The sequence below is a fragment of the Microcoleus sp. N9_B4 genome (assembly GCF_036701635.1).
Taxonomy (GTDB): Bacteria; Cyanobacteriota; Cyanobacteriia; order Cyanobacteriales; family Microcoleaceae; genus Microcoleus.
The window spans coordinates 21,974-40,784 of sequence record NZ_JAUBRC010000017.1 but is presented as its reverse complement, the minus strand read 5'-3'; the positions used below and the strand labels follow the sequence as shown (position 1 = coordinate 40,784).

Below are 18,811 nucleotides of genomic sequence, written 5' to 3'. Positions count from 1 at the left end.
GAGCACTTAATTAAGATGGATGAGATAGTCAATAAGTTAGCTGGTCTAGGAGTTGCTGGTTTAGTCTTAGTTGGGCTTGTTGCAACCTCTTCTTATGCAGGAGCCGTAGCAATTACAACATCGTTAGCTTTTTTAGGTGGTCCTTTTGGCATGATTGGCGGCGCAGTTGCTCTCACCCTGATTGCAGGCGTTTCAAGCATGATTGCAAAGGTTGGGGTTGAGACTCTAGCAAAGGCTGTAATTCAGAAGCTTAAGGAGAGTGGCAGATCTGAGAGTTCTATCATTCAAGAAATCAATAATTTTCCAATGATTACTCAAGGTCTACGTTCCCAACTACGTGAATATGTCCGCCTAGTATAAAAGGAATAAGTGTGATTGCTGCTCTCTATTACTGCGATCGCCTTTTTTTGTAGGTTGGGTTGACGTTGGTGTCACCCAACCTCTTTGTCTACTTACTATCTTATCCATTTCCACCATTTCAAAGTGCGCTGATTGCACGGATACTGATCGCACATAATCATCATCCCTAATTTGCGATCGACCTCCCGCATCAGTTCTCAACAAAGCATCCGGCTGAAATTCGTTATCTGCGTCCCGCACAGTAGCATAGTCGCCCAGTTCCACCCCAGCCAACCTCTAATTTGATTGTGTTGTTCGCAGCAACTTCGGAATCTTACCGATAATGCCACATAAAATATTTTTTTATCTATTTCAGTTAGCCATAAAAATTCAAGTAAACATAGCATCGTAGGGGCAACTTTTGCAGCACTAAACTCGCTCCTCATATCAAATTCTTACTAAATCTACCCCTTAAACCTTCTGCTTCTTCCTTCGCGTCCTTCGCGTCTTCGCGGTTCATTTCTAACACAAATACCCAATCCAAGTCGGCAACACCTCCGGCGAACCGTACCACTTCCCCGGAGAACGAGGCGAATGCCAAACCCCCTCCAACACCAGATTTTCGGCCCCATCCAAAACAGCAGCTTCCACCGGCGTAATTCCATCCCCCCAAGTTTCGCCTTTCCCCACAGTCAACTCGTAACTTTTATAAGCCAGCCAAGTCCCAAAACCGCGCTTGCCAAAAACAGCCTTCCCAGCAGCGCACACGTAGCGCACCTGCGGGTGAAAAGCCCCCGGATAGTGAATTTTGACAAAATCTAGGTTTTTGCGCGTCCAGCGCTCTTGAGAGACGTGCGGCGTGCCTAAAGTGATTAAAGTATTCACACAGGGGTGAGCTTCCCACAAACCCGCGTCCTCAAGCACGTCGCCGTGAATGGTGTAAGGCTTTTCGCCCAAATAGATGCGAGAAATCCAGCCGCCGGCGGAATGACCGACGAGATTGATCTGGGGAACGCCGTATTGCTGTAACATTTGTTTGACCGTACGATCGAGCTGTCGCAAAATTGGCACCATCGACCGCCCACCAAAAGTCGGCAACCAATCTCCCTTGCCCAGAGGCACTGTTACTGTTGGGAAACCTCGATCGACCAGAGACTTTTCTAATTCGCGATAGTCGGAAGCAGCAGCAAAATATCCTGGTAAAATCACGGTTGGTAATTGCATTGTCAATTTTAGATTTTAGATTTTATATTTTAGATTTTGCGGCCGGAGTGCTACGATCTGTTTTTCAAGTTCAAAGACACTTGCCGAAGCATCCTTTGGATTGCTAACATCTGCCGCTCGTTAAACCTTTTGCTTAGGGAATATCTACTTCTATGGCTCGCGAGCCGATTCAAACATGGTATTTTACCCTAGTTGTCGTTCACTTAGAAGACCGTTTTCTACTGGTACAAGAGCGCAAGTACGAGCAGCAGTGGTATCTCCCAGCAGGGCGAGTGGAAAAAGGGGAGACTTTGCTCGAAGCTGCTATGCGTAATACCGTCGAGGAAGCGGGCATTTCCATCATCGTTGAGGGAATTCTCCGGGTAGAGCACACAGTGATGCCTAGGGGCAATGTGCGCCTCCGAGTCATTTTTGTGGCTCGTCCACAAGATAAGACGCCGCCCAAGAGTAAGCCGGATGAGCATACTTTGTGCGCTGGCTGGTATTCTCTCAAGGAATTAGACCAGTTGTCGTTGCGGGGAGAGGAAGTTCGGGAAATGTTTCAATATATGGCAAGCGGCGCTCCAATTTATCCCATCGACTTGCTCACCATCGAGGGAGCTCCTTTTAAAAATTACCGCTATCGCTGGTGAATCCATCGATTTTGGATTTTGGATTTTCGATTTGAGACTTCGGCGTGAGTGCGATCGCCCTTACAATTTTAGATTTACTTGCAGCGCAGTGAATCAGGGAGCAGGAACTTTAATTTACAATTTTTAGAATCGACCCTGACGCTAGTGTCGCGGGCTTGTACTCATTTTGGGGCGGGGCCACCGAGGGGCTGCAGGCTGGGCTGACAGCCACTCGATCAGTTTTTTGATGGCGTAACCGAATTGGAAACGCCGATCGATCGAACTTGTCGATCGTGTTTAATAAATTTGGTTCAGTTTCGGGCCCATGAATTTTCATCAAGGTCGATCGGGCAACTTCGAGGGCGATCGTGCTAAAATTATACCTTTGAATTCCCAACCTCTCCTCATTAAAACGAATTCACACTCAATCACAACCACAACAATATAAATTACCAATCCCCCAATCCCCCAATCCCCCAATCTAACAATCTAACAATCTCCCAATCCCCCAATCTAAAATCTAAAATCTAAAATCTAAAATTTAAATGACTGACTCTTCCTCCCTAGCAAACACCCTTTCCGAACCGCTGCGCCAGCCTTTTTGGTGGGCAGCCCTAGCTTCTGTCGGCCTTCACGGAGTCCTCGGAGCAACCGCCCCGACGCTCTCAAACATACTTTATGGTGGAAATTCCTCCAAAAATATCCCCGGTTCTGTCGGCTTAGTAGAACTAACTCCCGCAGAAGCCGGCCGCCTGCCACAAACCATACCACCGAAACCGTCTAATACGCGATTTACGCCATTTTCGATCGCACCAGTTCCCCTTCCACCAGCGCAAAAGTTAGCCCCGCCCTTGCCCCCCGCACCCGATACCATCAACTTGCCCGCCATGCCGCCGGGAATGCCGCCTCCTGGATTCTTTTCCCCTCTCCCTCCTTCCCCTCTCCCGCCCTTCACGGCCCCAACAGCCCCGCCACCTCCCAAAACTCCATCCCCAACAGTCAGAGCTCCCTCCCAGCCAATACCCACTTTCGTCCCACCCGTACCTCCCAGCGGTTTCCTTTTCCCACCCTTACCTGGTAATTTTGATCGCAATATCCCGCCACCGCCATCGCTGAATGAAGTGCCCCAGCTTCCCGGCGGCGGCTCGGAAGATGAAGCAGAGGCGCTCAAAAAGATCATAGCCAGTAGAGGCGGACTCCCACTATTTCCAGACGGAGCTCCAGTCTTTACCCCGGAATTCCCAATTGCCGGCAGGAATGTGGGACCCGATGGAGTACCAAAATTGACTCAAAAAGATCCGAATAAAAGGAATCTCATCGCAGAAACTCCCGAAGAAAAAATCAAGAGGCAACAATTTGAAGAGGGACAGCGACAGCTAGGACAGTCCGGACAACCGGGTTCAAACTTACCCAGCGACAGAGAGACACAGCTTGCGGCTGCACAGACCTATGTTGCTTTGTTTGACAAATTCAAAAAGGCTTATCCTGACTTAGAAATGACCGGGCCGACTCCTGTAAATGTCCCTTATCCCGCAGCAGCTTGCTCGCAAAAACTGGAAGGAACAGCAGTTTTTGGAGCAGTTGTCAGCCCTCAAGGCTTGCTCAAGGCCGAGCCACAGCCGATCGTCCCGACGGGTTACGGTATTCTCGATAATGCTGCTAAAATTGCGATTATTAGCCCTTCTCTAACATTTTCTGCAGCCAGCACGCACAAGCTTTACCAAGTGGCTGTCGAGTTTAAGTACGACGAAAAACTTTGTAGCGGCATTCCTGTCACCCCAACCAGGCCCAACCCACCAGGCCAGCAGCAGCCAGCGCCCGCCCCCACAGCGCCCAGCAGACCAACAGGCCAGCCACCCTCCCCAGCGCCTACTGAAGTGAAACCGCAGTTTGAGAAGCCACCGGCCCCCTCCACCAAACCGCAGCCAGGGGCCAAACCGTCGCCGCCCGCACCCAAGCCCGCGGCTCAACCGTCGCCCTCGCCTGAACCGAAACCAGCCGCGGAACAGTCGCCTTCTCCTCAACCGCAACCCGCCGAAGAGTCCCCGCAGCCCGAAGCTGCGCCATCTCCTGCCGCCGAAGAGTCGCCCTCGCCTGAAGCTGCGCCATCTCCTGCCGCCGAAGTGTCGCCCTCGCCGGAAGCTGCACCATCTCCTGCACCGGAAGTGTCGCCCTCGCCGGAAGCTGCGCCATCTCCTGCCGCCGAAGTGTCGCCATCTCCTGCCCCGGAAGTGTCGCCCTCGCCGGAAGCTGCGCCATCTCCTGCGGCTACCGAAAATTAATTGGGCATCGGTAATATCAAATCCGTTAGCATCGGAATAGTAAATTCGAGTTCAGTGTTCACGGCGTCAACAGTCAACCGTCAACAGTCAACATCATTCCGGTGTAACCGGAAATGATATAATTGGGCATAGGTAATGGGCAATCCGGTATGGGAATGGGTAATATCCAATCTGGTTGCTTCACTATTGTGAGTTAGTAGTTAGTAGGGTGCGTCAGCTTGAATATGTGTTGCTTCTCAAACTAATTTCAACTTGCTGACGCACCCTACTTTCTCGACTAAGAATGAAGTTGTTTTTCGTCCGCCAGACCAGGCTTTGGACGATTGAACTTTTGACTACAAAACTAATTACCTATTCCCCTTAACCTCTCAAATGTATTCAACTTTATACATTTGAAATAAGTCACCACTTTGCTTTTTTACTACCTTAGCGCCCGCAGCTTTAATCATTTTTTCCCAATCTTCTAGTGTCTCTAAAAATACTTCGCCGGCTCGATAAGTTTCCAAAATTGCCCAATCTTCTGCTAAAGGAGCATTGGGGTTGAGGACATCAAAAACAAAATGACCGCCCGGTTTTAGTACCCGCTTTACTTCTCCCATGACATTACTCCAATACTCTATGGGATAGTAACAGCTAAAGCCTGTAGCGAGGCATAAATCGAACTGAGCCTCCTCGTAATTTAACTGGTGAGCGGGGGCCCATTCTACGCCTTTGAACAGCTTAGAATTGAGCTGAGGGCCGCGAGCGTTTAAGGCGTCTCGCGCGGCGCTGCTGATTTCTTGACCGTAAAAATAGGCTTCCCAATCCCGCCAAGGGTAGATGAGAAAGCTGACTCCGCAGCCAATGTCTAAACAGCGCTGATTTTTTTGAGGTTTGGCAATTTTCCAGAAGGGAGAAACTGTTTTTGCTTGGAGAGTTCCTGCAACTGATTCCAGGAAAATCGGCATTGCTTCGACTTCTTCGGGTAAAGCGAAAGCTTCTCCTCGGTATTCGCGATCGAACCGGGCAGCAACCTGCGATAGTAAAACTTGCCAGCTATCTGATTTACCTTTGGCAAACCAAGTTTGCTCGCTTGTACTTGCTGGGCGTTCGGACTTTTTAGACATTCTTGAATTACCTTTTAGAAGCTTTGAGAGCTTTTGTAAAGTTTTGGCGGTAAGGCTTATTAAAAATTAACGCGGGCCAGAGCAGCGAGAGCTTCAGGCGATTTGCAAAACTTCGATCGAAGTTAGTGCGATCGAAACCATTCCAAAATTTCCAAATACCGCCGCCGTAAGCGATCAGCAATGCCAAGCTAATTAACGTACTCATTTAAAAAACCCCTAAGCAATGGATAGGATTTTGGGTCAGCTATTGACATACTCCCCTGCCTAAAGGCGAGAGGATTCTTAACACTTCATCGACCAATGCTACCGAAGTAGTCTTACTGAGCCTCCATGTTCATTTTAAGTCGTGGCAATGCCCTATCCCGACTATATGTATCGTTTTGTTTAAAAAACATTAACAATACTTTGTTTTGCTTCCAGGTTGGATTTTAACCATTGCCCTTCAGTCTTTCCCTATTACTGGATCAGTCCCGGTTTCAACTCAAGATGAGTATATATCGCTGCAATCTTAGGTGGGGATTTCAACCAATTAAACTATAGCATAAAGCCGTCCTAAAAGGACGGGGCTTGCATCCCATTTTCTCGGTCAAAGCGCTATCCTTAATCTATCATTTATCAGACGCCAAGGCACACCGATAGCTGTAGTAATTCCACCTTCACAAAGAGACTTCAAAATCCCCGCTGGCCACAAACTTAAAAATAACACCCCCGAAATAGCTTTCCCCGAGCAAGCAAGAAGGGACTTCTGTCAAAAGTCGATGGTTCTGAGGACTTATAAGATTGAATAAGTGAAGAATTAAAGAATTGGGAAGGACTGATGAGAGAAGGGTTTCGAGCACGGGCCTACAGTTGCATTCTGTTTTTTAACTGGTATCACCTAACATCCCCTACAAATCTGAGCTCGACCGGGGAATTGGTGCGATGCCGCAAGTTCTAATTCGGTTGAAATCGGTTGCTGTTGGGGGACGGCCTGGCCGAACGGGATTTACCAGACGTGTCACTACTCGAAGATATTTAAGCAAGAACTGATTGCTGGTGGCCGACGAATTACAGCAGGCAAACTTTTTCTAGCGGACAATAGCGGTAGAGAGCTTTTTAAGCAAGGAGGATTTTATGCGTGCAGTGCTGATGGCTGGGGGATCGGGAACGAGGCTCAGACCCCTGACGTGCGATTTGCCCAAACCGATGGTGCCGATTCTGAATCGCCCGATCGCAGAACACATTATTAATTTGTTAAAAAGACATCAGATCACGGAAATTATTGCGACGCTGCACTACCTTCCCGATGTCATGCGCGAATATTTTACTGACGGGGCAGAGTTTGGCGTTCAAATGACTTACGCTGTGGAGGAAGACCAACCGCTGGGTACGGCTGGTTGCGTCAAAAATATTGCTGAACTGCTCGATCGCACTTTTCTGGTCATCAGTGGCGACAGCATCACAGACTTCGACTTAACGGCAGCGATCAAATTTCACCGCAGCCAGCAATCCAAAGCCACGTTAATTTTAACTCGCGTTCCCAACCCGATGGAATTCGGGGTCGTGATTACCGAGGAAAATTACCGCATCAGTCGCTTTCTGGAAAAGCCTTCTAGCAGCGAAATTTTCTCCGATACTATCAATACCGGCATTTATATTTTAGAACCCGAAGTCTTGAATTACCTGCCGGTAAATCAGGAGTGCGACTTCTCGAAAGACTTGTTTCCCCTGCTACTGGAAAAAAACGAGCCGATGTACGGCTACATCGCCGAGGGTTACTGGTGCGATGTCGGCCAGCTAGATGTTTACCGGGAATCTCAGTACGACGCGCTGCGGGGAAAGGTCAAACTGGATTTGACCTACTACAACGAAGTTCGATCGGGACTTTGGGTAGGTCAAAATACTTTTATTGACGATAGCGCGATCGTCGAAGTACCGGCGATGATCGGCAACAATTGCCGGATTGGAGCCCGAGTTAAAATCGATGCGGGTACAGTCATCGGAGATAACGTGACTGTCGGGGCGGACGCAAACCTCAAACGTCCCATCGTCTGGAACGGAGCAATTGTCGGCGAAGACGCTCATCTTAGGGCGTGCGTGATTTGCCGGAGCACGCGCGTAGACAGGCGCGCTCACGTCCTCGAAGGTGCTGTCGTCGGTTCAATGTCCATCGTGGGAGAAGAAGCACAAGTGGGGCCAAGCGTGCGCGTCTGGCCGAGCAAAAATATTGAATCCGGCGCTCTGTTAAATCAAAATTTAATTTGGGGAGAACAAGCTAAGCGGAATTTGTTCGGTCAGCGTGGCGTTCAAGGACTGGCAAATGTGGATGTTACCCCGGAATTTGCAGTGAAATTGGGCGCGGCTTATGGCTCGACTTTGAAACCTGGGACTTCGGTATCGGTTTCTCGTGACCAGCGGAGCATTTCGCGGATGGTTTCGAGGTCTTTGATTGCGGGTTTGATGTCGGTGGGAATTAATGTGATCAATTTGGAATCGACGGCAATTCCGATCGCGCGCACGGTTTCGTCTACGCTGTCGATTGCTGGCGGCATTCACGTTCGCATTTCGCCCGATCGCTCCGACCACATTTTAATTGAATTCTTCGATATCAAAGGCATCAATATTACTAAAGGAGCTGAGAAAAAAATCGAGGGGGCTTATTTTAAGGAAGATTTGCGGCGAGCTCTAATTCCAGAAATTGGAGAGATGACGTACTTTAACCAAGCTCTCGATGTTTACAACCGCATTTTTGAGCGGCAGATGAATGTTGAGGCAATACGCTACAGCAATACTAAGGTGGTAATCGATTACGTTTACGCGGTTTCTGGAGCAATTTTGCCCCAAATGCTTGCCAAGTTCGGTTGCGATGCGGTGGTCCTCAATGCCAGTCTCAAGCAGACTTCTCTAAGCAACGGGGAACGGGAATATTTGCTTGACCAACTCGGCCGGGTGGTGAAAGCACTCAGCGCTAATTTTGGAGTGCAGGTATCGGCTAACGGCGAACAGCTCATTTTGGTAGATGAGTCTGGGATCGCGATTCGTGGGGAAATGCTGACGGCGTTGATGGTAAATTTGATGCTGACTTCTCATCCCAAAGGTACAGTAGTAGTGCCGGTGCATGCGTCTTCTGCGGTGGAGGCGATCGCCCGACGCTATCAAAGCAAGGTAATCCGCACGAAGGCGAACCCAACTGCTTTGATGGAAGCCGCTAACAGGAACCCGAATGTGGTTTTGGGCGGCAGCGGCCTTATGGGTTTTATTTTCCCGCAGTTGCATCCCGGATTTGACGGAATGTTCTGCATTGCTAAAGTGATAGAAATGATGACGATTCAGGAGCGATCGCTCGGACAGATCAAGGCGGAACTTCCCCGCATCACCCACCGCAGTTACAGCGTCCGCTGTCCTTGGACTATCAAGGGTTCGCTGATGCGACATTTAGTAGAAACTCATTCGCCCGATCGTTTAGAATTATTAGATGGAGTGAAGATTTTTAACTACAGCGACGACAATTGGGTATTAGTTTTACCCGATGCTAGTGAACCGACGGTTCATATCTTCGCCAACAGTGAGGATCGAGATTGGGTATCTGAAACTTTGAAGGAGTACCGCGCCCTCGTTCACGATTTTGTCACTCAAGCCGAGGCGGCGGTTCTCCAAGATAAATTTGGTAACGTGTAATCGGTAATCGGTAAGCGGTGACAACTAATAGCGATCGGGCGCAGAAAAATTAGTAATTACCAATTACCAATTGGCAATTGGCAATTCCCCAAAGCAAGACGCACAAGTCATCGGTACACGGATAGCTATTTCTTTCTTCTTCCTTCTTTCTTCTTCCTTCTTCCTTCTTTCTTCTTCCTTCTTCCTTCTTCCTTCTTCCTTCTTCCTTCTTCCTTCAACATCCAATTCCCAATTACGCACAGATAACAGATGAATAGCTGCATTTTGATGGCGGAAATAACTCAACAACCGCAACTCCGTTATACTCCTGACAATCAAGTTCCAATCGCTGAGATGTTGGTGCAGTTTCCCGGCCCCAAACCTGAAGATCCGCCCGAACGTTTGAAGGTGATAGGATGGGGCAATTTGGCTCAAGAAATTCACGATAAATATCGCGAGGGCGATCGCGTGATTATTGAAGGTCGGCTGGGCATGAATACGATCGAAATAGATGGTATCAAAGAAAAGCGCGCCGAACTGACAGCTCAAAGGATTTACAGTGTCGGTGCCGATGCAATGAGTTCGGCTCCCGCAGCTAGAACCGCCCCCGAACCGGCTCAAATTCGCGACACCGCCCCGGCTAATGTGCCGAGCAATGTAGTACCTTTAGGCTCGCGGAACCGCAGTTCTAACAGCGCTCCAAGCGGCCCTAACCGCACGTCTAGTTCGGATTGGAACTCGCATCAGTCTTCAAATTCTGAGTCCGATCGCCAGTCGGGTTCGTCTAACGAACCGGAAAATCCCGATTACGATCCGATTCCATTTTAAAAATTAGGGTGCATCACTTTACAACTGGACTGTTGGAGCGAAAGTGACGCACCTTAATTTAAGAGCGATCGCACTTCAGGAAAAAAAGGGCGATCCTCTTCGAGGGCTGCGCTAACGAGTTTGGCCCAACTACGAGCTAAATTGCAAATTTTACAGCTCGATCGTCACAACTTTTTTCTTGCTTTTTTCGTCGCGCAGCACGACTGTATTGTAGGGTGATGTATCCGTCCCCAGCGGAATTGGCAGCTTAAAGCTATTGCTCTTATGCTTAAGCGGGCCTAAATCAATGCTTTTCGTTATATTGCCATCTGTTGCCAGATAAGCGGTAAGTTCGCCTTTATAATCTTCAATCAAAAAGTCTCTGAAGAAAAGGACTTCCCCAGCACCCTCGACATCGATAGCAAGGATGACCGTGCCGCTAAACGTTGCGCCTTTTTCTTCTTCATCAACCGTCGCCATTTTAATTTCCGAGGGGTCTTGACCGGACATATCTGGCATAAATTTTTTCTCCTGAACTGAGCGCAATTATTAACAAGAAGCTTACCTGATGCTAGGGGCGATCGCAAAACTCTTAGGACGTATTTCTGCATCGGTCTTGCTTCTCTCTAAGGTTAGAGAAGCCTGCGATCGCACTATACCACCAATTCTCTAAATTCTTGAGTCAGTGAGTAAAGACCGTTAAAATAATTTCTATAATACCCCCAAGTCTCGCAAACACCGCAGCGTTAATTCGCTTCGATATTTAGCATCCTCTGTATGGAGTTTTTAAGCGATTGGGTGGAGAATTAAGCCTGATGTTTCTGATAATTTAAGAGCGATGGCACTTCACTCAAGAAAGGGCGATCGCCTTAAAGATTATTCTTTCCAGTAACGGGTTAAAATCCGAATTACCTCACCCGCTAGAGGCGACGGTAGAGGCGGGCTCCATTCCCCAAATAAAAGCAAAACCTAAAACGTGCAGCAGATTGACGATGCTTTCTACGCCTTTGGGAATGCCACAAATCAGCAAGCGGATCGGTTGTTTACCCGTCGGTACATTGGGAATTTCTTCGCGCAGCAGTTGAGGAACGGACTTTGGCGGTGATCTCATCAAGTATCCTGCTGAATATGGGAGTTCAAGCCCATGTTATAAGTAATAGATTGTGGTTTACCGATCCGAATGTTGTTTGCTTCAAATGCTTGACGCACCCGTAGACGGAACTCGCGTCCAACACTCCACTGTTGCATCGGTGCTGTTTTAAGCCAAACGCGCACTAGCATTCCAGTGTGAGAGAGGTCATCAATGCCCAAGACTTCGGGTGGTTCGGGTAGACGATCGCACCAATCAGGTTCCTGATACATCTGCAGCGAGACTTGGCGCAACACATCGAGAACTTGTTTGGGGTCATTGTCATAGTCCACCACAATGGAAAAATCAACTCTTGACCAGAGGCGAGTTAAATTGCAGACATTTGCGATCGCACTGTTGGGAATTGTAATGAGTTGACCTTCACTATTGCGGAGTTGAGTCACTCGCAGGTTGAGATTTTCGACCAAACCACCCTTGTTATCAATCTGAATCACATCTCCCAGGGCAAATTGATCTTCGATCAAAATCAAGCAACCGTTGACCAGATCTTTAATCAAGCTTTGGGAACCAAAAGAAATTGCCAACCCAACGATCGCACCTCCTGCCACAATGGAACTGGTCGGAACATTAAACAGACCCAGTGTCCAAATAATTCCAACGATTGCCAAAACAAAGGTAGCGAGTCCTTTTAGGGCTTCAGCAATGGTGTTACTTCTTAGGGCAATGCGTTGTGCTTCTGGGAGTGGGATTAGTGGATTGACTGTCCAGGAATGCAACAAGCGATCGATTAAACTTTTGCTGAGGCGGATTGCTAAACTAATGCCAAACCAGATCGCAATCAATGCCAGGGGTGTTGACCAGACGTAAACACTCCATCGCATTAACAAGGGGATAATTGAGATGATGCGTGCAATGCCGACGTACCACATCAAGATGAAAATCCAGAACAACGCCCATTGGAGAAATTTGTCAATATCTAATCGACGCTTCACGCTAAATTGGTGTTGCAGGATTGCCAGAAATTGCGATCGCACATCTGCAATCTCTCTCGCTTCGGTTTCTTCTCCTGCAATCGTCTCTGATGAAATACTGGGTTCTGACTGATGCGCTTTTTTCGCTGCTGCATTCGCCAAGGGCACACGATTTGTAGACGCAGTTAATTGCTCTTGATACTGGCTTTCCAGAGTTTTTTGTCTGCGGGTCAAAATTCGTCGCAGAAACCAAATTACAGCACTGGCAATCAGCAATCCCAATAAGATTTGCAATGCCTGCCCCAATCGTTGTCGAACGGCTTCTGGTGTCGTTAACTGCTTGAACCGAGCGACTTCATCTTGAAGAATGGTTTGCCATGCCTGAGTTAATTCGTCCAGGGTTTTACCGTTAAAGTCAGCATCTGGTTCTGTCAGCGTCACGAATCGGATCGGGCGAGAAGATCGATCGTCACTAATTTCGATAATGGGTCGATTATTGAGTGTAGCGACCGTCACAATTGGTGTTTGTTTAGCAGAGTAGGTTCGATAGAAAACCCGCCACAGCCGCTCATTCACGTCCTGTGCCCGAACTTCAACTGGAAGAAAGCCATCTGGGATTTTGTCTCGATTAAAAATTGTAGGAGAGGTCACTTCAAACAACTCTTTACCGTCCAGCGGTGATTTGATTGAAGCTGTTTCATATTCTCCGTGGCGGCTGACCTCAGATGGAGGATTGAAGGAATTATTCGCAGCACCAGATGGTAGGGAAGGCACTTGACTCTGGGCGATCGCACCCCAACCTATCACCAGCGCGATCGTCATGAGGCTAATTAGCACAAACCGGATTGTGAGACGAAGGAATCGATTAAAGGGGAACATATTTGTCGGGACGTGATTGAGCAACCTGATATTGAAGCTAGGCTCACCCTTAAGCAGAATACCCTCAATTGTTTGCTAACGGTGAGAAGAGGGAAGTCAACAAAGCACTAACCTCGCAATCGCACCAGTTCGTCTCGCCAAGAGGCAACCAACGCATCGGTCTCCACGTCTCGCCCAGCGTGCTTCACCCGCCATTTGCGGATCGCCAGTTCGTCTTGCGCCCGCACGATCGCCGCCGAGGTGCGCCCATTGGTATGGGGAATGCGGCGCGTTCTAAAAATGCGATCGCCCTTCACCTGTTCATATTCTTCTGGCGTAATTACAGGTTCCCGCTCATCTGCCAATTCTTCCCGAATCACCTGCCGCTCCCAAATGCCACTCTGCCACAGCATGATTCCTACAAGCAGAAAAAAGGGGAAAAAGCCAATTAATCTAAAGGCACTATGGGTTATCCACTGGTTGAAAAAGGGTTCAATCACCTCGGAAACCACTTTAGGAGTTGATTCGTCATGCAATGGCTTCCCAGTTGTTAGAAAGACAAATAGGTACGCCAATAGACCGATACCATTATTGAGAAAATGCCCCGAAAACCCCAACAACCAGCCCCCCACCGGAGCCGCGTAGCGCAACCAGCGGCGTGTTGTTTGCCGAGCCAGCCCCAATCCCATACCAAACAGCCCTGTAAACATTGCATGTCCTGCTAGCCCAAACAGAGCAAAACGATCCGCTAGCTGGAAATACAGCGGTACATCCCCTGTTCGGACATATCCTTGCAGTACATACAAGGGCGCTTCAACCAAGTTGAAGCCAATCCCTACCAGCGCACCGTAGATAAAGCCATCTCGAACATCATCAAATTCAGCCTGCAGCAGCCAGAACAACAGCAGCACTCCCAGCCCTTTCGTGGTTTCCTCCACAAGCGGACCTGCTATGGGAGCACCCAGAACCAGTCCGGCATCCGCGCCGAAAACTGCCTGCACATCAGGATGCACTTTCACAAAGCCAGATATAGCAGTGAGGATGTAGTTGTTAAGCGGGAGGGCTAATCCGGTGGCAATCAGAGCGCCCCACAGCAAAGCGATCGAGTAAAGCCACCTCGATTCTGGTTCTCGGCGATCGAGAAACCACAAAATTGCCAGGGTAATCAGCGTCAGTAAGATCGTCCCTGCCAGAGCGATGAAAAATATCTGGAGACCCACTGGGGGAAGACCTGAGAATTCCCTTATAAATGATGACGTGCTAATGGCAATTAATACAGCCAAAACAATGAGGATAAACACAGCATTGCGGGGGCGGCTCAAGCGCGAACCATAAAAAAGTCTGGCTGTGTTAGCTAACGACATAGGCATCTCATGATTATCGAAAGAAAGGGCATCGAAGGCAGGGGTAACGTTGGTGGACTAAGCGACGCTGACTGGCGATCGTTCATGCAAACACACTAACCCGAGAGGTCTGCAATAATTTGAGCAGTGGCTTCCATTAAAGAACGGCGATCGTTCATGCAAACACACTAACCCGAGAGGGGGGAACCGCAGAGAATTTTGTCGGTGTCAGTTAGCAGTTAACTGCTCCTTTTGTCAGATAGCAACTACTTCTGACTATCCCCTGAACCACCGGTGTAAACGATCGACTGGTAGCGCCCTTCATCCGTTCGGATTGTTACGCAATAGTTGGTTTTGCCTTCTAGCCAATAGGTGTAACCCCCTTCATCAGCCTTAACAAAGCGATAACCCCGTTGTCTGATAGCGTTTTCTGCCTGTCCTGCCCTTGCCCCCACTAAATCGCGCAACTGAGGGACGGTAGTACCCGCATCAGGCGCAGAACTGGCAGCAGAACCTCCATTAGTTGTATTACCTGAGTTTTGTCCGTCGGGAGCCGTATCCCAATAGACAAAAATTGATTCAGCGGCGAGGCGATAAATCTGTCCGCGATCGCCCAATCCGGCTTGCCGATAGGCTGGTTGCCCATTTCGATCGCGATAGTTCCCCGGCTGATTGCCCACAGGGGTCAAGTCATAGCGCTTACCATTTTCCAATTGAATCTCTACTGCGCCCTGCCGTTGAGAAAAGGTACAGGGACTGGAAGACACGGCGCGATCTTCTCCTTTGGGATACACATCGCAACGGGCATTCACCGTATCAGCTTTGACAGATACGGTCAAACCCAGAGAAGCGATCGCCACTGTTACTGCTAAAAGCGAATTGGCAAGTTTCATCAATACAAAGCCCTTGAGTATGACAACGAAAATGATATTTGATGTACATCCGCTAGATATGTTTGTTAATGACTATTTAATAGTCCTACTACTTGTGCAATGTGCATCATCTGCGAGTAGACCTTTATCAAATTATCGCGGTATGCACTCCGAGTCAACCCGCGAGGTTAAAATAAATGGTGTAGCAGTTGACATACTCACCGGCGTGAACGCGCGGTGATTCTTGACACTTCATCGGATGATGCAACCGAAGTTGTCTTACTCTTCCTCTGTGTCCGTTTAGAGTCGTGCCCATGCCCGGTGCCGACTTTATTTATATTTCTCGCTGCGTTCTCATCCCTATCTTGTTCGATGCCGCAGTTTAGACAAAGCACTGAACGAATAGAAAGGTCTAATTTCCCCCACTTAAAGCCACAGTCCGAACAGACTTGGCTGGTAGGTTCCCACCGACTAATTACTCTAAACTCGCGACCAAATTTATCAGATTTAGCTTCACACAAAGAACGGAATTCATACCATCCTTGCTGGCTAATTGCTCTAGATAATCTGCGATTTTTGACCATTCCTGACACATTGAGGTCTTCCAAAATAATAGTTTGATTTTCACTTACTACCTTGGTTGACAGTTTGTGCAGAAAGTCTTTACGCAAGTCGGCAATTTGATTGTGTGTTTTGGCTATTTGAATCCTGGTTTTGTTGCGACGTTTTGAGTCTTTCTGTTGACGTGCTAGCTTCTTTTGGAGTTGGCGAACTTTTATATATAACTTTTGATAGCTAGGACTTTCGACTTTCTCTCCGTTACTCATTACTGCAAAGGTTTTGACGCCCAGATCGATGCCGATGCTCATGTGTTTGGCTTCGACTTTAACAGGTTCAATCTCTACAACAAAACTCAGAAAATAGCGATTCGCACAATCTTTGATTACTGTGACAGAAGTAGGTGCTGATGGCAACTCCCTTGACCATACAGGCTTGACTGTCCCAATCTTCGCCAGATAAACACCATCACCTTTGAGTGAAAAACCTCCAATTCTAAATCGTGCCGACTGGCTATTCGATCTTTTTTTGAATTTAGGATAACCAACGTTACGACCTTTTCGTTTTCCTTTACAGGAGTTGAAGAAGTTCTTGAAAGCTGTTTCTAAGTCGGCTACAGACTGCTGTAAGGGAATATTAGAAACATCGCTCAACCAAGCTCTTTCTTCGGTCTTTTTTGCTTGGGTTATCGCGATTTTTTGCAGCTCGACCGAACTTGGCTTTTTGGGGGACTGCTTACAGAGAGCTAGAGCATCATTCCAGACAACCCGAACGCAACCAAACAAATGCGCCAATTTCTGTTGCTGCTGGTTGGTTGGATAAATTCTGTACTGATACCTTGCTTTCATTACTTTCTGTTTTTTACTTACTCCATTATACTATGCCTTGCTAACAAGAACCAGAAAAATTAAAGCCGTCCTAGAAGGACGGGGCTTGTATCCCATTCTTTTGGTCATTCGATTTTAGATTTTAGATTTTGGATTTTGGATTGACTTGCGCGAGATAAATTCGGGGGACGCAAGGATTTTCGATTTTCGATTTGGGATCGATCCCACCGATCGATCCGATCGCGTGGCGGGTACCACCTTTGAAATTCTTGGTCAAAAAAAGGTACAATTGGGCGGTAATAGCACAAACAACAGTCTTGCCAGCAAAACTTCCCAGAATAATTGTATATCTTCCAGAAGAAGTTAAATCAGACCTAGAACGGTTTGCAAAATCGCACGATCGGTCAGTCTCCAATATGGTTTGGCATTAATTCAAGAAGCAGTCGATCGAGCTTAATCTGAGGGTATAATTCCCAGCAAATATCGATCGCGACAAAGAATAGTGAAACAGCAATTTAATATTTTTTGGTGATGGTAAGGGCGATCGCCACAGAACATAGGACGCGCGATCGCAAGATATCTAGTAAAGTATGGAAAGAAAGCTTGCAGGAAGTTGAAAAGTGCGATCGGCAGATGTGATCTAATAAAAATTAGAGTAAAAACTAAGGAAGATTTTTTGAGGAATCTGTAGAGAGTAATTTGATGCGATCGCACTTCAATCGAGAAAGAACGATCGCCCTGAAAGATTATTCTTTCCAGTAACGGGTCAAAATCCGCATTACTTCACCTGCTAGAGGGGACGGTAAAGGCGGGCTCCATTCCCCAACTTCAGCAAAACCTAAAACGTGCAGCAGATTGATGATGCTTTCTACTCCTTTGGGAATCCCGCAAATCAACAATCGGATCGGTTGCTTTCCGATGGGTGCGTCGGGAATTTCTTCACGCAGGAGTTCGGGAACTGACTTTGGCTGTGATATCATAAGTTTTAACTAGACAATAGTCGGATAGCGATCGCCCTTGAGTTTTCGAGGCCAAGGGGCGATCGCTTTTCCGTTTGTACATCTTCAGCATAGTTCATTCGCTGCTGCAATTCAAGCGATACGACAAAAAATATTGCCGATACGGCAAAACAAGTGTTAGTGAAGGTTGCAGGATGCTAACATCACCTTGCAAAGTCCTGGCTAGTAGTTGAGCACCCGCAGTGATCCGTTGGAAATTGGCAGTTGTAATGGCCGATCGCAATATCAGCAATAAAGAATTGGCGGCTAGAGTTGGGATGCACCCAACATCTGTTTCTAAAATCAAAACCCGCCGCCGGCTGACAAGAATTGATGAAACAACTCTTGATGCTTTGTGCAAAGCACTAAACTGCCAACCGGGAGATTTAATGGTGTATGAGGAGGAAAATTCCGATCGCACTTAAAGAACCGACTGCGATCGTTCGTAGTAAGGTTGACAGCGACGCACCCTACACATTCGTGAAGCGAAGCTATCCCGTAGGGAATCGCACAATTTCCACTGCAAAAACGCGAGCAAACTCAGCGACAAGGATCGATCGCACTTGATCGACCTCAATTCCGGGGATAAACTGCTCTAAACTGCCAACGGGTTGATCGGGAATCCCGCAAGGTACAATTTGCCCAAAACCGGCAAGATCCGGACAAACATTTAAGGCAAAACCGTGCATCGTAATCCAGCGGCTGACTTTAATGCCGATCGCACCTACCTTGCACCCATCCACCCAAACCCCTGTCATACCGGGAACCCGCGAACCCTTCAACCCGCAAACTTCCAAAACTCCCAGCAGCACTTCCTCCAACTGCCGCAAATACCAGTGCAAATCTTGTTGGTGACGGCGCAAATTTAAAATCGGATAGCCCACCAATTGGCCCGGACAGTGGTAAGTCACCTCGCCGCCCCGCTCAACTCGGTGCAGTTCCGGCCCAGTTTGACTTGGGTCAAATTTTAGAAATTCCAGCTTGGCCCCCAGTCCCAAAGTGTAAACCGGCGGATGTTCCAGCAAAATCAGGACATCTGGCAAATCTGGTTTGTCGCGGCGTTCTTGCACGAGTTTTTGCTGGATTTCCCAAGCTTGGGAGTAGGGAACTTGTCCCCAATCGAGCAGCAAGCAGGGTTGTGCATTTAGCGGTTGATGGATGAGAGGAGAAACCATGCAAAAAATCAATAGTATTTTTACGGAATATGGGCGCAGCTTAAATCAAGAATTGTCAACATATAATAAAAGATTTGGAAGATAAGTGTTTTCGAGAATACATAGTGCTACTGT

General features: G+C 47.9%; 20 protein-coding genes. 7 read left to right on the top strand and 13 right to left on the bottom strand.

Annotated features, from left to right (window positions below; all coding sequences use genetic code 11):
* Positions 1 to 15: 15 nt before the first annotated feature.
* Positions 16 to 360 carry a hypothetical protein gene (locus QUA43_RS13480; RefSeq protein ID WP_333374525.1) on the top strand — a complete coding sequence of 115 codons (345 nt, stop codon included), beginning with the start codon at positions 16 to 18 and terminating at the stop codon, positions 358 to 360.
* Here QUA43_RS13480 and QUA43_RS13475 read toward each other — a convergent pair.
* Together QUA43_RS13475 and QUA43_RS13470 are read right to left on the bottom strand one after the other, a co-directional pair.
* The gene (locus tag QUA43_RS13475; RefSeq protein WP_333374523.1) at positions 352 to 624 is read right to left on the bottom strand and encodes a hypothetical protein; all 273 of its coding nucleotides are present in this window, start codon (positions 622 to 624) and stop codon (positions 352 to 354) included. The two genes, QUA43_RS13480 and QUA43_RS13475, sit on opposite strands and share 9 nt — an antisense overlap.
* Positions 625 to 861: 237 nt before the next feature.
* A complete protein-coding gene (locus tag QUA43_RS13470; RefSeq protein ID WP_333374521.1) occupies positions 862 to 1,563 on the bottom strand; it encodes an alpha/beta fold hydrolase in 702 nt (233 codons plus the stop codon).
* 152 nt (positions 1,564 to 1,715) lie between these two features.
* Here QUA43_RS13470 and QUA43_RS13465 point away from each other — a divergent pair, with 152 nt between their 5' ends.
* On the top strand, positions 1,716 to 2,195 hold the full coding sequence (locus QUA43_RS13465) for an NUDIX domain-containing protein (RefSeq protein WP_333235968.1): 480 nt from the start codon (positions 1,716 to 1,718) through the stop codon (positions 2,193 to 2,195).
* Between the two features lie 524 nt (positions 2,196 to 2,719).
* Entirely contained in the window at positions 2,720 to 4,456 is a 1,737-nt protein-coding gene (locus QUA43_RS13460) for a hypothetical protein (protein WP_333374519.1), read from the top strand.
* Positions 4,457 to 4,824: 368 nt separating this feature from the next.
* Here the strand turns inward: QUA43_RS13460 and QUA43_RS13455 are convergent, their stop codons facing one another.
* Together QUA43_RS13455 and QUA43_RS13450 are read right to left on the bottom strand one after the other, a co-directional pair.
* Positions 4,825 to 5,562, bottom strand: coding sequence for a class I SAM-dependent methyltransferase (locus tag QUA43_RS13455; RefSeq protein WP_333374518.1), 738 nt, complete (start codon positions 5,560 to 5,562; stop codon positions 4,825 to 4,827).
* Positions 5,563 to 5,569: 7 nt separating this feature from the next.
* A complete protein-coding gene (locus QUA43_RS13450; RefSeq protein ID WP_333030091.1) occupies positions 5,570 to 5,767 on the bottom strand; it encodes a hypothetical protein in 198 nt (65 codons plus the stop codon).
* A 908-nt stretch (positions 5,768 to 6,675) separates the two neighbouring features.
* On the opposite strand from QUA43_RS13450, the gene QUA43_RS13445 reads away from it, so the two are divergent.
* The gene (locus QUA43_RS13445; protein WP_333374516.1) at positions 6,676 to 9,219 is read left to right on the top strand and encodes a mannose-1-phosphate guanyltransferase; all 2,544 of its coding nucleotides are present in this window, start codon (positions 6,676 to 6,678) and stop codon (positions 9,217 to 9,219) included.
* 63 nt (positions 9,220 to 9,282) lie between these two features.
* Here the strand turns inward: QUA43_RS13445 and QUA43_RS13440 are convergent, their stop codons facing one another.
* The gene (locus QUA43_RS13440; protein ID WP_333374514.1) at positions 9,283 to 9,459 is read right to left on the bottom strand and encodes a hypothetical protein; all 177 of its coding nucleotides are present in this window, start codon (positions 9,457 to 9,459) and stop codon (positions 9,283 to 9,285) included.
* Between the two features lie 9 nt (positions 9,460 to 9,468).
* Here QUA43_RS13440 and QUA43_RS13435 point away from each other — a divergent pair, with 9 nt between their 5' ends.
* On the top strand, positions 9,469 to 10,026 hold the full coding sequence (locus QUA43_RS13435; RefSeq protein WP_333374512.1) for a single-stranded DNA-binding protein: 558 nt from the start codon (positions 9,469 to 9,471) through the stop codon (positions 10,024 to 10,026).
* A 150-nt stretch (positions 10,027 to 10,176) separates the two neighbouring features.
* On the opposite strand, the gene QUA43_RS13430 is transcribed toward QUA43_RS13435, so the two are convergent.
* The 6 genes from QUA43_RS13430 to QUA43_RS13405 all read right to left on the bottom strand — a co-directional run bounded on the left by QUA43_RS13430 (position 10,177) and on the right by QUA43_RS13405 (position 16,545).
* The gene (locus tag QUA43_RS13430; RefSeq protein ID WP_333374510.1) at positions 10,177 to 10,524 is read right to left on the bottom strand and encodes a hypothetical protein; all 348 of its coding nucleotides are present in this window, start codon (positions 10,522 to 10,524) and stop codon (positions 10,177 to 10,179) included.
* 394 nt (positions 10,525 to 10,918) lie between these two features.
* Complete coding sequence (locus tag QUA43_RS13425; protein WP_333374509.1) at positions 10,919 to 11,116, bottom strand: hypothetical protein; 198 nt, start codon at positions 11,114 to 11,116, stop codon at positions 10,919 to 10,921.
* Positions 11,116 to 12,903 carry a mechanosensitive ion channel family protein gene (locus tag QUA43_RS13420; RefSeq protein ID WP_333374507.1) on the bottom strand — a complete coding sequence of 596 codons (1,788 nt, stop codon included), beginning with the start codon at positions 12,901 to 12,903 and terminating at the stop codon, positions 11,116 to 11,118. The genes QUA43_RS13425 and QUA43_RS13420 overlap by 1 nt, the downstream gene beginning before the upstream one ends.
* Positions 12,904 to 13,052: 149 nt before the next feature.
* Positions 13,053 to 14,288, bottom strand: a complete 1,236-nt coding sequence (locus QUA43_RS13415) for a PrsW family intramembrane metalloprotease (RefSeq protein ID WP_333374506.1) — start codon at positions 14,286 to 14,288, stop codon at positions 13,053 to 13,055.
* A gap of 245 nt (positions 14,289 to 14,533) precedes the next feature.
* Positions 14,534 to 15,160, bottom strand: coding sequence for a hypothetical protein (locus tag QUA43_RS13410; protein WP_333374504.1), 627 nt, complete (start codon positions 15,158 to 15,160; stop codon positions 14,534 to 14,536).
* 197 nt (positions 15,161 to 15,357) lie between these two features.
* Positions 15,358 to 16,545: an RNA-guided endonuclease TnpB family protein gene (locus QUA43_RS13405; protein WP_333374502.1), complete on the bottom strand. Its 1,188-nt coding sequence runs from the start codon at positions 16,543 to 16,545 to the stop codon at positions 15,358 to 15,360.
* 191 nt (positions 16,546 to 16,736) lie between these two features.
* Between QUA43_RS13405 and QUA43_RS13400 the strand changes: the two genes are divergently transcribed.
* The gene (locus tag QUA43_RS13400; RefSeq protein WP_333374500.1) at positions 16,737 to 16,955 is read left to right on the top strand and encodes a ribbon-helix-helix domain-containing protein; all 219 of its coding nucleotides are present in this window, start codon (positions 16,737 to 16,739) and stop codon (positions 16,953 to 16,955) included.
* A 315-nt stretch (positions 16,956 to 17,270) separates the two neighbouring features.
* Here QUA43_RS13400 and QUA43_RS13395 read toward each other — a convergent pair whose 3' ends face one another.
* The gene (locus QUA43_RS13395; protein WP_333077960.1) at positions 17,271 to 17,504 is read right to left on the bottom strand and encodes a hypothetical protein; all 234 of its coding nucleotides are present in this window, start codon (positions 17,502 to 17,504) and stop codon (positions 17,271 to 17,273) included.
* A 221-nt stretch (positions 17,505 to 17,725) separates the two neighbouring features.
* On the opposite strand from QUA43_RS13395, the gene QUA43_RS13390 reads away from it, so the two are divergent.
* Positions 17,726 to 17,947 (top strand): helix-turn-helix domain-containing protein, encoded by a 222-nt coding sequence (locus QUA43_RS13390; RefSeq protein WP_332984474.1) that lies wholly within the window; start codon positions 17,726 to 17,728, stop codon positions 17,945 to 17,947.
* 66 nt (positions 17,948 to 18,013) lie between these two features.
* Here QUA43_RS13390 and lipB read toward each other — a convergent pair whose 3' ends face one another.
* The gene (gene lipB, locus QUA43_RS13385; RefSeq protein WP_333374497.1) at positions 18,014 to 18,697 is read right to left on the bottom strand and encodes a lipoyl(octanoyl) transferase LipB; all 684 of its coding nucleotides are present in this window, start codon (positions 18,695 to 18,697) and stop codon (positions 18,014 to 18,016) included.
* Between the last annotated feature and the right edge of the window lie 114 nt (positions 18,698 to 18,811).

Bases quoted from the DNA above. Each gene is read 5' to 3' on its own strand.
- QUA43_RS13480 (WP_333374525.1), top strand. From the start codon at position 16: ATGGATGAGATAGTCAATAAGTTAGCTGGTCTAGGAGTTGCTGGTTTA.
- QUA43_RS13470 (WP_333374521.1), bottom strand. From the start codon at position 1,563: ATGCAATTACCAACCGTGATTTTACCAGGATATTTTGCTGCTGCTTCC.
- QUA43_RS13465 (WP_333235968.1), top strand. From the start codon at position 1,716: ATGGCTCGCGAGCCGATTCAAACATGGTATTTTACCCTAGTTGTCGTT.
- QUA43_RS13460 (WP_333374519.1), top strand. From the start codon at position 2,720: ATGACTGACTCTTCCTCCCTAGCAAACACCCTTTCCGAACCGCTGCGC.
- QUA43_RS13455 (WP_333374518.1), bottom strand. From the start codon at position 5,562: ATGTCTAAAAAGTCCGAACGCCCAGCAAGTACAAGCGAGCAAACTTGG.
- QUA43_RS13450 (WP_333030091.1), bottom strand. From the start codon at position 5,767: ATGAGTACGTTAATTAGCTTGGCATTGCTGATCGCTTACGGCGGCGGT.
- QUA43_RS13445 (WP_333374516.1), top strand. From the start codon at position 6,676: ATGCGTGCAGTGCTGATGGCTGGGGGATCGGGAACGAGGCTCAGACCC.
- QUA43_RS13435 (WP_333374512.1), top strand. From the start codon at position 9,469: ATGAATAGCTGCATTTTGATGGCGGAAATAACTCAACAACCGCAACTC.
- QUA43_RS13430 (WP_333374510.1), bottom strand. From the start codon at position 10,524: ATGCCAGATATGTCCGGTCAAGACCCCTCGGAAATTAAAATGGCGACG.
- QUA43_RS13425 (WP_333374509.1), bottom strand. From the start codon at position 11,116: ATGAGATCACCGCCAAAGTCCGTTCCTCAACTGCTGCGCGAAGAAATT.
- QUA43_RS13415 (WP_333374506.1), bottom strand. From the start codon at position 14,288: ATGTCGTTAGCTAACACAGCCAGACTTTTTTATGGTTCGCGCTTGAGC.
- QUA43_RS13410 (WP_333374504.1), bottom strand. From the start codon at position 15,160: ATGAAACTTGCCAATTCGCTTTTAGCAGTAACAGTGGCGATCGCTTCT.
- QUA43_RS13405 (WP_333374502.1), bottom strand. From the start codon at position 16,545: ATGAAAGCAAGGTATCAGTACAGAATTTATCCAACCAACCAGCAGCAA.
- QUA43_RS13395 (WP_333077960.1), bottom strand. From the start codon at position 17,504: ATGATATCACAGCCAAAGTCAGTTCCCGAACTCCTGCGTGAAGAAATT.
- lipB (WP_333374497.1), bottom strand. From the start codon at position 18,697: ATGGTTTCTCCTCTCATCCATCAACCGCTAAATGCACAACCCTGCTTG.